Raw genomic sequence first — 14,380 nt, 5'->3', positions numbered from 1 at the left:
CTAAAAACATATATGTCTAAGAACTTAGATATACAAAAACATAGATTTAAACACACTCAAAAATAAAGAAGCGCAAGCACAAAAACACATATAGACACCTATACATAAAGACATCTATACATAAATAAAACACTTTAAAACAGCAATAAGAAGGCAATTAAAGACCTCAGTGCGATTAAACACTAAATACAACCGACATATCAAATCAGATGTCAATATTATAAAGACATCTATATATCTAGAAACATAAATATCTATACACCATAAGCAAAACATTAAAAGAACAGGGTTCAACAACAAAAAAACCTAATAAAGACATCTATACATCTTTATATACTACCAAACAAACCACAAAAAAAGACAACACCATCTATGGTCCATATCAAATTGCAGAAAGTAAAATAAAAAAAGAAGGGTCGATTTCCTTGCCTCGGATGCTCTTCGCACCGTAAGCAAGGAAATCGACCCTTCTTTTTTTATTTTATAAACTTAGCAGAGACTCTTGAATAATCTTCACCTTCGCTTCAGCATCCGCCTTCTTATTCCTTTCATTCTGAATAATCTCTGGTTTCGCATTCTGTACAAACCTTTCATTGCTCAGCTTCGCATCTACAGATTTTAAAAACCCTTGCAAATAAACAAGCTCTCCATTCAACCTTTCCCGTTCCGCATCCACATCAATCGTCTCATTCAGCTGTATAAAAAACTCATCATTTCCAACCATGAAACCCGAGGCACCAGACACCTTATCACTCACAAAATCTACCTCAGTAATATTTGCCAGTTTAGAAATAATCGTTAACCATTTATCATAAGCTAAAGAAGAATTAACCTTCACACTCAAAGGCAAACCCTCTTTCGGAGAAATCTGTTTCGTATTCCTGATATTACGTACCTCAGCAACAATCCCCTTCACCACTTCCACATCCTTCAACAAAGCTATATCAGCAGAACCCGCAACAGGATAAGGTGCTACAATAATGCAGTCCATTTCCCCTTTGACCCCAAATATCTCATCATGCCATAACTCTTCCGTAATAAACGGCATAAACGGATGCAGCAAACTCAAAATCTTTTCAAAGAAACCAATCGTCGCTTTCAGAGAAACCGGATCAATCGGATGCTGATAAACAGGTTTTACCATTTCCAGGTACCACGCACAGAAGTCATCCCACACCAACTTATAAGTTGTCATTAAAGCTTCCGACAAACGATACTGCTTATAATTATCTTCAATCTCCGCTAACGCCTCATTGAAACGATTCTCAAACCATAAAATAGCCTGCGCATTAGGATTTGCTAAAGTCTCATCAACCTCCCACCCTTTCACCAGGCGAAAAGCATTCCAGATCTTATTTGCAAAATTCCTTCCCTGCTCACAGTAACTCTCATCGAACATCAGATCATTACCAGCCGGAGAACATAATAACATTCCTACACGAACCCCATCCGCACCATACTTCCCGATCAAACCAATCGGGTCAGGAGAATTACCTAAAGACTTAGACATTTTACGGCCTAACTTATCACGTACAATACCAGTCAGGTACACGTTTGTAAACGGCTTTTTACCCATGAACTCGTGGCCCGCCATAATCATACGCGCTACCCAGAAGAATAAAATCTCAGGAGCAGTAACCAGATCATTCGTAGGATAATAATAATTAATATCCTTATTTCCAGGATCTTTCAACCCGTTAAACACCGACATCGGCCATAACCACGAAGAAAACCACGTATCTAATACATCATCATCCTGTCTGATAAAAGCAGAAAGCTGGTGCTTAAACCCATTTGCTTCTTCCTCAGTAAATTTACCATCAATATCTTTAAGCTTTAAAAACTCATTTAAAGCATCTTCTTTAGTTTTAGCAACTACCCAGTCTCCTTTATCATCAAACCAGGCAGGAATACGTTGCCCCCACCATAACTGGCGGCTGATATTCCAATCCCTTACATTCTCCATCCAATGACGGTATGTATTCACAAATTTCTCAGGAATAAGCTTCACATCACCATTCAGCACATCAGCTAAAGCAGGCTTGGCCATTTCGTCCATTTTACAGAACCATTGCAAAGAAAGCTTTGGCTCAATGGCAGCATCAGTACGCTCAGAGAATCCAACCTGTGATTTATAATCTTCTATTTTCTCCAGATGACCAGCTTCGTCCAGTAATACCGCAATCTTTTTACGGGCAACAAAACGGTCTTCACCTACCAGGATCACAGCAAGCTCATTTAAAGTACCGTCATCATTTAATATATCAATTACCGGAAGTTTATGTTTCACGCCCAGCTCATAATCATTTAAATCATGCGCAGGCGTTACCTTTAAACAACCCGTGCCAAAATCCATCGTTACATACTCATCCTCAATAATAGGAATCTCACGATTGATTAAAGGAACAAATACTTTTTTACCCTTCAGATGTGTATAACGCTCATCATTCGGATTGATACAGATCGCTGCATCAGCCATAATCGTTTCAGGACGTGTAGTTGCAATTGTTAAAAATTCCGTATCCGCACCTGTAGCAGGAGCAATAGAATATTTAATATAATACAACTTCTGATTCACTTCCTTACGGATTACCTCTTCATCAGAAACGGCAGTTTTACCGGCCGGGTCCCAGTTCACCATACGGATACCGCGGTAAATTTTCCCTTTTTTATACAGGTCAATAAAACAGTCGATCACAGATTCAGAAAGGTCTTCTTCCATCGTGAAACGCGTCCGGTCCCAGTCGCAGCTTGCGCCCAGTTTCTTCAGCTGATCCAGAATAATACCACCGTATTTTTCTTTCCATTCCCACGCATAGGCCATGAATTCTTCCCTGGTCAGATCTTTTTTACTGATACCTCTTTCTTTCAGCATCGCAACGACCTTCGCTTCTGTAGCAATAGAAGCATGGTCAGTTCCAGGAACCCAACACGCATTTTTACCCTGCATACGTGCACGGCGAATCATGACATCCTGAATTGTATTGTTGAGCATGTGGCCCATATGTAATACTCCAGTGACGTTTGGCGGAGGGATTACAATTGTATAGGGTTCACGTTCATCTGGTTCAGAATGAAAGAACTTTTTTGACAGCCAGTAGCTGTACCACTTGTCTTCGGTTTCGGCGGGATCGTATTTAGTCGAAATGCTCATTTATAGGGTGCTGATTAAAATGCAAAAATAAGGTTTTTAGCGGAAAATATTCAGGCTTTCCACTCTTCGTCCAGAATGGCGTACTCAAAACTATCCATCCAGCCGGTTACTAAAGGTAAAATTTGTCGTTTCCTGCCTTCCTGAGTCATGCCTGCTTTTTCCAATACACGGATAGAAGCTAAATTTTCTACCGCACAGCCAGCTTCAATACGGTGTAATTTCAGGCGGTCAAATCCAAACCTGATCACTGCCCTGATTGCCTCTGTAGCATAACCCTGATTCCAGAAATCTACATTAATTTTATACCATATTTCTGCACTGTTGAATTTAGACGACGACAGTTTAAGAGACACCAGTCCGACAAAACCACCTTTCTCAAATTCAACGGCAAAAGTGTAATTCTTAATCGTCTTTTTCTGATGGTCATTGATCCAGCCATCTACAATTATATTTGTCTCTTCCAGATCTTTAGGAATCCCCAAAGTATTATACTGATCTGTTTCAGCCAAATGGTGCAATACATGAATCGCTTCAAGATCAGCCATTTCTACCAGTCTCAGTTTTAGTCTTTCCGTAAAAAATTTCAATACTACCATGCTCCTATTTAAGATTTTGCATAAAATAATCTGTTACTTTCTGGTAAAGATGAGTTCTGTCTTTACCCAATACATTGTGTTCATGTCCCGGATAAATCATATAATCCAGTTGTATATTGTTATCTACAGCCTTTTTTACCAGATCAACGGTATGTTGCTGCACTACTACATTATCCTGTAATCCATGAATAAGCAATAATTTACCTTTTAGTTTTTGAATCTGATTCGTCAGATCCGTTGCCGCATAACCTTCAGGATTTTCCTGTGGTGTATCCATATAACGTTCTGTATACATCGCTTCGTAGAAATTCCAGTTGGTCACAGCTCCGCCAGCTACTGCCGCTTTAAAAACATCAGGATGGTTCAGCATAAAATCTACCGTATTGAAACCTCCGAAACTCCAGCCAAACAGCCCCATATTTTTCTCATCAGTATAAGATAGTCCTTTCAGATAGTCTACAGCAGACATCATATCTTCTATCTGCACATCACCTACTTTTCTGAACATAGCCTGTTCAAATGCTTTTCCACGGTTATCACTTCCCCTGGTATCAATGACCATCACCACAAAACCTTGTTCCGCAAGATATTGGAACCAGTAATTACTACCCCCTGCATTCCACTGGTCAAGAATTAATTGCGCATGCGAGCCACCATACCAGTAAACTATGACAGGATGTTTTTTAGTGCTGTCGAGCGCTACAGGCTTGAATAAATTACAATAGATAGGATCGCCATTTTTCCCTTTGATCGTAAAAATTGAAGACGCACCCAAAGTATAATCCTTCAGCGGATCTGCTGATTGGAAGATTAATTTCTTCGCTCCTTTTTTAACGTCCAGCAGTTCAATAGTACCGGGATTTTTAGTGGAGCTGAAATTATCAAGGACTGTATTTCCCGAAGTACTGATTTCTGGTTTATGTACTGCAAAACCTGAGGTAATTCTCTTCGACTGACCAGATTTGATATTCACGACATACAGGTTCCTGGTAATCGGAGATTCAGCTGTGGAAACATAAAATAAATTCTCACCTGCTGCATCAAAGCCTTTTACTTCAGTAACTTCCCAGTTTCCTTTAGTCAATTGTTTAACCAGTTTACCGCTGGTATTGTATAAGTATAATTGATTCCATCCATCACGGTTACTTTGCCAGATAAATTGCTGAGGATCATTTTTAAGGAATAATGCCGGAACAAGTGGTTCTACATATTTCTCATCCCGCTCTTCGAAAAGTGTTTTTATAGAGTGACCGGTTTGCGCATCAAACTGCTTAAATTCCATATGATTTTGTCCGCGGTTTAAAACAGCGATATATACAAATTTATCATCCGGGCTCCAGGCGATATTAGTAAGGTATTGTTCTGCAGGCTGGCCGGTTTGAAGATAAACAACAGTCTGGGTTTCGGCATTGTAAACACCTACGGTTACTTCATGGATTTTATCCCCCGCCATAGGATATTTAATATTGATATTTTTTGCAGGACGGGTGGTCCAGTCAATAATTGGATAATCCGAAACCATACTTTGATCCATCCGGTAAAAAGCAAGTTTTTTACCTTGGTTACTCCAGAAAGTCCCTTTTGTAATTCCAAATTCGTCACGGTGTACTGATGAAGCATAAACTATATCGTTGGTGCCATCAGTGGTTACTTGTCTGGCTGTTTTCCCATCGTTCACAAATAAATTGTAATGATCCAGGTAAGCGGTATAACCGGCAACACTTCTTTCTGCTTTACTTTGACCGGCCAGTTTACAGTCCATCAAAGTGGTGAAAGTATTTTTTACCGGGTTATAAGCTAAGGATGCCCCGCTCACAGGAATAATCCAGTCTGCTCCCTGGTTGAAAGAAATATCAGGCATCGCCTTTAAGGTATCCTGCTTTGCTGAACGTAGTTTTTGATTGAGTTGAGTTAAGTTCAATAATAGTTTTTCTTCTTTTGCTGCTGCACTCCCTGTAAACCAGGCCGTTCCCCCATTTACAGCTTTACTATATACATAATCTTCTTTTCCGTAAAGGAATTGCAGTTTATTTAATTTTTGTGGGGCAAGCGTCGTACGTGCATTGAACATGGCATCGGTCATGCTCAGATTTTTCTGCTGACCGTTTACAATTACAGCGGCAGAAAGCAATACGGCGAATAAAACTAGTTTCTTCATTGATTTGAATTTGATGGCCAAATATAGCAATTATGGCTTAGCGGGATGAATTTTACCCAATTTGGAAAATGCCTTGATAAACTAATTTTTCGTATCAGCACAATAATAAATGTTAAATTATGTTAATACTGTAATTAATTCATCTGGTTATATTTTATGAAAGCGATCAAAGTATTCCTCCTTCCGGGATTAATCATTAAAAAACTGGGACTGACCAAACTCTATTATTGGTTTAACAGATAGCGGAAAAAGTACGCGTTTTCTCAGTAATATTTTCATTAGAATAAGTTTTTGTAAATCTCATTCGCTATTTTGAGCGCATTAGGCAAGCCTTATTAAAAAAACTGATGAATACAAAACACCTGAAAAACTATTTTGCAGTCTTAGGAATATTAGCAGCAAGCTATTCTTCTTATGCACAAAAGGTTCCCACAAAGTTTATTGATCCTGCAAATATGGATCTTACGGTAAAACCCGGAGACGATTTTTACGAATATGCCAGTGGAACCTGGATTAAAAACAACCCTGTCCCTGCCAAGGAAACACGCTGGGGAAGTTTCAATGAGTTAAGAGATTTTAACATCAATGCAGTCAAAGGCATTGTGGAAGAGGCCGCTGCAGATCGTTCTGCGCCTGCGGGATCAGCAAAAAGACGCGTAGGTGATTTTTATGCCGCTGCAATGGATAGCCTTACGATTGAAAAGTTAGGGTACACACCTATTAAAGCTGACCTGGCTAAAATTAACAAGATTAAAGATATACAGGGTATACTGGATGAAGTTGTCGCTATGCGGGTTTCTGGTATCGGATCTCCGATGTATAGCTTTTATATAGGACAGGACAGGAAAAATGTAACGAAGTATGTAGCCCAGCTTGGTCAGGGTGGAACAACTTTGCCTGACCGCGATTATTATTTAAAAGATGATAGCAGGACCTTAAAAATCCGTGAGGCTTATCTGAATTACATGACTACTTTGTTTACGCTGACGGGCAGTTCTGCTACGGATGCAAAACAAAAGGCAAACACGGTACTTTCGATTGAGAAAAAGCTTGCTGAGGCTCAGATGTCACGTCTTGAAATGCGTGACCCTTACAAGACCTATAATAAATTTACAGTTGCTGATTTTGATAAAACAACACCAAATATTAACTGGACTGCGACTTTACCAAAACTTTTGGTCAAAGGACAGGATACTGTTTTAGTAGGTGCTCCTAAGTTTTTTGTCAGCCTGAATGGCATGCTGAGTACTGTACCTGTTTCAGACTGGAAAACTTACCTGGAATGGAACGTGCTTAAAAATTCAGCATCAAACTTAAGTTCTCCTTTTGTAAAAGCAACTTTCGCCTTCAACCAGGCACAAACCGGACAGAAAGTACAAACACCAAGGTGGCAAACGATGTCTTCCAAAACTGATGGTTCAATCGGTGAGTTATTGGGACAACTTTATGTGGCTAAATACTTTAAGCCTGAGGCTAAGGCACGCATGACTGAAATGATCAAAAATCTGCGTACTGCATTCGAAATCAGAATTAAAGGGTTAGAATGGATGAGCGAGGTAACCAAGGAAAAAGCGCTGGCCAAGCTAAATGCTTTTGTCCCTAAAATTGGCTATCCTGATCAGTGGAAAACTTACGATGGATTAAATATTGACCGCAAAACTTATTTCCAGAACCTTAGAAATGTAGGGGCATGGGGATATAATGACATGGTTGATCAGTTAGGCAAACCTGTTGACCGCAAGCGTTTTGGCATGACTCCGCCAACGGTAAATGCTTATTATAGCCCAACAATGAACGAGATTGTATTCCCTGCAGGAATTTTACAGTTCCCTTTCTTTGCAGCAAACGCTGATGATGCAATTAATTATGGTGGTATTGGTGCAGTAATTGGCCATGAAATGTCGCATGGTTTTGATGATAGCGGCAGCCAGTATGATAAAGATGGTAATCTGCGTAACTGGTGGACAGATCAGGACCGTACAAAATTTGAAGCCAAAACGAAAGCTTTGGGTGAGCAGTATGATTCATACGCAGTACTGGATACTATTCATGTGAATGGTAAACTGACTATGGGTGAAAATATTGGTGATTTAGGAGGTTTAAATGCGGCTTATACTGCTTTTAAATTAACTAAACAAGGTCAGTCTGAAGAGAAAATTGACGGGTTCACACCTGATCAGCGTTTCTTCTTGTCGTGGGCACAGGTATGGAGAGGTAATATTTTACCGGACAATGCTGCACAGTTGATTAAAACTGATCCGCATTCTCCAGGAGAATTCAGAACTATCGGAGCGCCTGTAAATATGGATGCCTGGTATAAAGCATTCGATGTGAAGCCTGGTGATAAGTTATATAAAAAACCAGAAGACAGAATCCGTCTTTGGTAAATTATCCGGTTAACAAAAAAGGCCGCTGTGAAAAAATCACAGCGGCCTTTTTTGTTTAAAACCTGGTTAAGACTTTTCTGCCTAAGTCAAAGGTTAACCGGAATGCTTGCTGACTGCTCATTCTGGATGGCGTATTATGCAAACTAAAGACAAATGATCCTTTGATATTCTTAAAAATCAAAGGAGTAAACATTAAATCAAGCCTGTTATAAGTTTTGTTCTGATAAAAGCCATCACCATAATTGATATGAGATCCCTGGCCTTTGTAAAATTCATCATATAAAGCAAAACGTTTGTAACCCAGATAAGCGCTGGCTACAAATCCTTTTGGAGTATTCAGATCTGTGACATTTCTGATCCTTTCAATAGACATCAGCGCCCCGGCTTCAATAGTCAGGGAATCCAGAAAGGTTTTATGGCTGAAATCCAGTCCTAATTTCACTTGTAAACCTCCGTTATCTTCGATATGATCACCTGCTTGTTCATTGGATGTATACGCATTGTGCATCAGCTGAAAATAATGCGTGATATAAAAAGGTCCTGTAGTGACCGGGCGATATTTACCCGATAATCCTACTAAAAACTGCTCTCTGTCGGTTGGTGATTGTTTACTCAGCCAATCAATCCATACTGTCTCTGTAAAGTGTTCATTTTGATACTTTAATAACATCCCTTGTACATTCGGACGGTAATAGCGCAAAGTATCATTTAATAAGGCACGCGGATAGTCACTGAGCAGTCCTTCTCTGGAAAATGCACCAATATTAAAATTCCAGTTTTTGTTGGTATAGTTGTAATAAGCAACAGGGTCTACCTTCATAAAACGGCTGGAACCGAATTCATGTAATCCGTTTACCCCCACAATGAAGTGGTTATTGCTGTCCAGGTTTAATCCTACATCAAGGGCAAGCCTGGTGCCTGAATAAGTGTTAGATCTGGAAATGTAATCTTTATATTCCCTGTTATCCATAAAGCCCATTCCATTGAAATGGATGTCAAGGCTTCCTTGTGCGAATGCTATAGTACTTGAAAATATTGAAACAATAATGATCAGGTAAATCTTTTTATTCATAATTGTATTTTAATCTTAATAATTTGGCGCTAATCTACAAAGCTTGTTTAGAATTTATGTGGTAAATTTGTAGAAATGAATATCATCACCCAAACTGCAGACGGCTCTAACACCTTATATAATGAAACTATTGGTGAACACTACCATTCTAAACATGGTGCATTACAGGAAAGTAAACATGTATTTATTGATGCAGGCTTAAAACAGGCCGAGTTAACGTTCCCTGATCAGACTATAGCGATCCTGGAAATCGGGTTTGGTACGGGGCTGAATTTCCTGCTGACTTCTGCTTATGCTGATGAGCATGGACTTTCCTTGAGTTATACTGGAATTGAGGCTTATCCGCTAAGTAAAGAAGAATTAATCTCTACTCAGTATCACCAATATGTGCCTGCGCCGATCTGGGATAGCCTGATGAATGTTTATGCGAGCGCATTATGTGCAGCAACTGCTTTGAATACGGATCAGGAACTTACTATCGCGCATACTACGCTGGATGCTTTTAAGGCCGAGAAGCTGTTTGACCTGGTTTATTTTGATGCTTTCTCGGTACAACATCAACCGGAAATGTGGTCGGATGAAATCATTTGCCATGTTTGCTCATTTTTGAAACCAAACGGGATCTTTGTAACCTACGCGATTACCGGAAAACTAAAGCGTGCGTTAAAGAGTTGCGGGATGAAAATCGAAAAACTTCCCGGAGCTCCTGGAAAACGTGAAATGCTGCGCGCAACTAAAGTCCCTGCGGAACAGACGGAGATTTAATTTACAATTTCCGGACTATATTTGAACTTTTGCCATTTAGATTTGTTTTGAGGGCGACCTTGGATAAAACTACTTACTAAGAGAAACAAATATTTAAAAATGGAGAAAAGAAAATTAGGTAATACAGATTTACTGGTTTCGCCGGTAACTTTTGGGGGAAATGTTTTTGGATGGACGTTAGACGAGAAAAAATCTTTTGAGGTTCTTGATGGTTTTATAGCAGCGGGATTCAATTTTATTGATACTGCTGATGTATACTCCAGATGGGTACCGGGAAACAAGGGCGGCGAATCTGAAATTATTATTGGAAATTGGATGAAGGCACGGAATAACCGTAATCAAATCATATTAGCCACAAAGGTGGGCAGCAATATGGCTTTGGACGGAAAAAAGTGCCTTTCAAAAAAATATATACTGGAAGCTGTTGATGCTTCTCTGCTGAGGTTAAAAACTGATTATATCGATCTTTATCAGTCTCATTATGATGATCTGGAAACTCCGGTACAGGAAACACTGGAGGCTTATGATCAATTGATCAGAGCAGGAAAAGTACGGTGGATAGGCGCGTCAAATTTCAGCGCTGAAAGATTTAAAGAGTCTTTGGAAACCAGTGCGCGTTTGAGCTTACCAAAGTATCAGACTTTCCAGCCGGAATATAATTTATACAAAAGGGAGGGATTTGAAAAAGAACTGGAACAGATTTGCCTGGACAACCAAGTTGGTGTGATCAATTATTATTCATTAGCCAGCGGATTTTTGACAGGAAAATATCGTTCAGAGGCTGACCTGGGCAAAAGTCAGAGAGGCAGTGCTGTCAAAGAATTTATGAACCCAAGAGGCTTCCGCATTTTAAAGGCTTTGGATGAAGTTTCAGAGCAATATAATTCTTCACTGGCAAGTGTTGCTTTAGCCTGGTTAATGGCCAGACCATCGGTTACTTCGCCAATTGCGAGTGTAACCAGCCTGGCGCAGTTAAATAACCTGACCAAAGCAGCAGCTTTACGGCTTGATGTGGAAGTCATTTCTATATTGGATGCGGCAAGCGCGTAGGAATAAGATTTTAATAACATGCTGTTTATCATGCCCTGCCAATTATTTTGGCAGGGCATTTGTTTTTAGCCAGACTTTATTATTAAATTCACCTAAGCATGAAAAACATCTCTCCTCCTTTTTACGCCAAACTTGCTTTGGTTTTATTTTCAATTATCTGTTTGGGGTATCTGGCCATTTTGGGCCATAGTCTTCTGGCACCGTTACTGGCTTCTTTTTTATTAGCACTCTTGTTATTGCCGCTGGCAAATTTCCTGGAAAAGAAATGGAGGTTTAAAAGAAGCCTGGCTTCTATTGTTTCCGTTATCCTCATGATTGCGGTCATTGCCTGCATTATGCTTTTTCTGGCCAGCCAACTTACTGATTTAGGGCAGGACTGGCCTTTATTGAAGCAACAGGCCATACATTCATTTGAGTCACTTCAAGTGTGGGTTTCCCATACTTTTAATGTAAATGCGCATAAACAGATTGATTATTTGAAAGATAGCGCAACTAGTGCACTGGCATCCAGTGCAACTGTATTAGGGGCTACTTTAATGACGCTGTCTTCGACTTTATTATTTCTGGCTTTCCTTTTACTGTTTACCTTCTTCATTTTAAATTACCGCGGTATCCTGTTTACTTTCCTGATCACTGTTTTTAAAGAGGAACATGCGGAAAAGGTAAAACAAATAGTGGAGCAAATACAGTACATTATTAAGCGTTATATTTTAGGGTTATTCCTTCAGATGCTGATTGTGACTACCTTGACAATTGTGGTACTGTCATTACTTGGGGTAAAGTACGCGGTATTGCTGGGTTTGATTACAGGTATTTTTAACCTGGTGCCTTATATCGGGATATTCTCTTCCTTACTGATTAGTGTACTGATTACATTCGCTACAGCTGGTGCAACTAAAGTTTTATTCGTTCTTATTGCCTATGTAGCTATACATGCACTGGATGGCAATATTCTGATGCCGCTGGTGGTGGGTTCGAAAGTAAAAATCAATGCTTTATTCGCCTTTATCGGAATTGTTGTTGGCGAAATGATTTGGGGGATCTCAGGAATGTTCTTATGTATCCCTTACCTGGCAATGCTGAAGATCATATTCGACCGCGTGGATGAGTTAAAGCCCTGGGGCATTCTCCTGGGTGAGCACGAAAAGCCGGAGCGCAAAAGAAAGGTATACCATATTACAAAGAAAATTAAGCTGGAAGAGCCTGAGTAATAGGTTTACAGCATTTTTCCCGGACAAACCCATTCTTTTAAATAGAATGGGTTTGTTATTTTAGCACCATATATTAAATAAAATCCCATGCCAAACAACATTCCTCCTATTACCGCAGCCGATCCTTCTGCTGCATTTCAAAGGTTATTAACTGTACTGGATACTTTAAGAACGGAGTGCCCGTGGGACAAAAAGCAAACGATGGAAACTTTGCGTCACCTCACCATAGAGGAAACCTATGAGTTGTCTGATGCGATTCTGGACGGGGATTTAACGGAGGTTAAAAAGGAATTGGGCGATGTGATGATGCACCTGGTTTTCTACGCAAAGATCGCTTCAGAAACGAACGATTTCACTATAGTTGATGTACTGAATAGTGTTTGTGATAAATTGATAAACCGCCATCCTCATATCTATGGTGATGTGGAGGTACAGGATGAAAATGATGTGAAACGCAATTGGGAACAGATTAAGTTAAAGGAAGGCAATAAGTCTGTATTGGGTGGTGTACCTGCTTCTCTTCCCGCTTTGGTGAAGGCCAGCAGGATTCAGGAAAAAGCCAGGGGAATCGGCTTCGACTGGGAAAATAAAACACAGGTTTGGGAAAAGGTAGAAGAGGAACTTCAGGAGTTTAAAAATGAGTATAATGTCATTGCTAATGAAGCGATAGATCTTGAAAAAGCGGAATCGGAATTTGGGGACCTTATTTTCTCCCTGGTCAATTATGCAAGGTTTATTGGGATCAATCCTGAGAATGCACTGGAAAAAACAAACAGGAAATTCATCAAGCGTTTTCAATATATAGAGAGTAAGGCAAAGGATAATGGAAAGGCACTGCAGGACATGACTTTAGCAGAAATGGATGTGTACTGGAATGAGGCTAAAAAACTGTAACTGACCTGAATTATTTTTACAACGATAAATATTACATAAAAAATTACCAACATTACATTAAAGTGAATTAAGTTTGCTCAAAAGAAATAATAATGATTCTTTTCAAACTTAGTTCTTATGCTCCAAACCACAAAGTATATAGATCCGCTGATCGATTTCGCCTTTAAAAAGATATTCGGAAGTGATTCTAATAAAGATTTATTGATAGATTTTCTGAATGAGGTGTTTAATGGCCGAAAGCATATTGTAGATTTAATTTACAATAAGAATGAACATCCGGGTGAACTCAAAAAAGATGGAGGGGTCATCTTTGACTTACTTTGTACCGGGGATCATAATGATCATTTCATCATTGAGATACAGCGCGGTAAACAGCAGAATTTTAAACAGCGTGCGCTGTTTTATACCAGCCGTTTAATTAGCGACCAGGCTCCTAAGGGCAAGAGAAGCGCCTGGGGATATAAGTTAACCGAAGTATTTCTGATTGCTTTACTGGAAGACACTATTGCCAGTGATTTCTCAAAAGAACAATATCTTCACGAAATAAACCTATGCGACAGAAATACAGGAAAAGTATTTTATGAAAAACTAGGCTATATTTACATAGAATTACATAAGTTTGTAAAGACAGCCGATGAACTGGAGACTGGTCTTGATAAATGGCTGTTTGCACTCAAAAACATGGGCACCATGGATAAAGTACCAGCTGGTTTCGCCACACCGGTATTTGAAAAACTATTTAATATTGCTCAATACACTAATCTAACAAAGGAGGAAAAAATGTTGTGGGATAACAATTTAAAGCGAAAATGGGATAATCAAAATGTATTGGATTATGCGCTTAACGAAGCCAGAGAGAAAGGTCATGAACTAGGTCACCAGGAAGGTCACCAGGAAGGTCACCAGGAAGGTCATCAGGAAGGTCATCAATCAGGTATTGAACAGGGAGCCAGGGAGAGCATCCGAAAAACTGCTGTTAAAATGAAAGAGAAGGGCTTATCTTTTCAGCAGATCGCAGAAATTACTGATCTGAAAATCAGCGAAATCGAAGCCTTGTAGCCAGCTTAAACTACAAAAAAGAAGGGGCCTGTTC

Annotated in this window: 10 protein-coding genes; 6 read left to right on the top strand and 4 right to left on the bottom strand. The window is 39.5% G+C overall.

Features of this window, described 5'->3' with window-relative positions; translation table 11 throughout:
* Positions 1 to 481 precede the first annotated feature (481 nt).
* The 3 genes from LY11_RS20950 to LY11_RS20940 are packed head-to-tail and all read right to left on the bottom strand — an operon-like array spanning position 482 to position 5,908.
* Positions 482 to 3,154: a valine--tRNA ligase gene (locus LY11_RS20950; RefSeq protein WP_111635589.1), complete on the bottom strand. Its 2,673-nt coding sequence runs from the start codon at positions 3,152 to 3,154 to the stop codon at positions 482 to 484.
* A 50-nt stretch (positions 3,155 to 3,204) separates the two neighbouring features.
* On the bottom strand, positions 3,205 to 3,750 hold the full coding sequence (locus LY11_RS20945; RefSeq protein ID WP_111635588.1) for a GNAT family N-acetyltransferase: 546 nt from the start codon (positions 3,748 to 3,750) through the stop codon (positions 3,205 to 3,207).
* 4 nt (positions 3,751 to 3,754) lie between these two features.
* Positions 3,755 to 5,908, bottom strand: coding sequence for a S9 family peptidase (locus LY11_RS20940; RefSeq protein ID WP_111635587.1), 2,154 nt, complete (start codon positions 5,906 to 5,908; stop codon positions 3,755 to 3,757).
* 347 nt (positions 5,909 to 6,255) lie between these two features.
* Between LY11_RS20940 and LY11_RS20935 the strand changes: the two genes are divergently transcribed.
* Positions 6,256 to 8,295 (top strand): M13 family metallopeptidase, encoded by a 2,040-nt coding sequence (locus tag LY11_RS20935; protein WP_111635586.1) that lies wholly within the window; start codon positions 6,256 to 6,258, stop codon positions 8,293 to 8,295.
* Positions 8,296 to 8,350: 55 nt separating this feature from the next.
* Here LY11_RS20935 and LY11_RS20930 read toward each other — a convergent pair whose 3' ends face one another.
* On the bottom strand, positions 8,351 to 9,367 hold the full coding sequence (locus LY11_RS20930) for a hypothetical protein (RefSeq protein ID WP_245952849.1): 1,017 nt from the start codon (positions 9,365 to 9,367) through the stop codon (positions 8,351 to 8,353).
* A gap of 75 nt (positions 9,368 to 9,442) precedes the next feature.
* Between LY11_RS20930 and mnmD the strand changes: the two genes are divergently transcribed.
* From mnmD to LY11_RS20905, 5 genes are all read left to right on the top strand, one after another.
* Positions 9,443 to 10,132 carry a tRNA (5-methylaminomethyl-2-thiouridine)(34)-methyltransferase MnmD gene (gene mnmD / locus LY11_RS20925; protein WP_111635584.1) on the top strand — a complete coding sequence of 230 codons (690 nt, stop codon included), beginning with the start codon at positions 9,443 to 9,445 and terminating at the stop codon, positions 10,130 to 10,132.
* A gap of 99 nt (positions 10,133 to 10,231) precedes the next feature.
* Positions 10,232 to 11,182: an aldo/keto reductase gene (locus LY11_RS20920; RefSeq protein WP_111635583.1), complete on the top strand. Its 951-nt coding sequence runs from the start codon at positions 10,232 to 10,234 to the stop codon at positions 11,180 to 11,182.
* A gap of 98 nt (positions 11,183 to 11,280) precedes the next feature.
* Entirely contained in the window at positions 11,281 to 12,393 is a 1,113-nt protein-coding gene (locus LY11_RS20915; RefSeq protein ID WP_111635582.1) for an AI-2E family transporter, read from the top strand.
* An 87-nt stretch (positions 12,394 to 12,480) separates the two neighbouring features.
* Positions 12,481 to 13,287 (top strand): nucleoside triphosphate pyrophosphohydrolase, encoded by an 807-nt coding sequence (gene mazG, locus LY11_RS20910; RefSeq protein WP_111635581.1) that lies wholly within the window; start codon positions 12,481 to 12,483, stop codon positions 13,285 to 13,287.
* Positions 13,288 to 13,404: 117 nt separating this feature from the next.
* Entirely contained in the window at positions 13,405 to 14,346 is a 942-nt protein-coding gene (locus LY11_RS20905; RefSeq protein WP_111635580.1) for an Rpn family recombination-promoting nuclease/putative transposase, read from the top strand.
* Positions 14,347 to 14,380: the final 34 nt, after the last annotated feature.

Origin of the sequence: Pedobacter cryoconitis (assembly GCF_003259615.1) — a bacterium.
GTDB lineage: Bacteria > Bacteroidota > Bacteroidia > Sphingobacteriales > Sphingobacteriaceae > Pedobacter > Pedobacter cryoconitis.
This window is presented reverse-complemented; position numbering and strand designations above follow the sequence as displayed.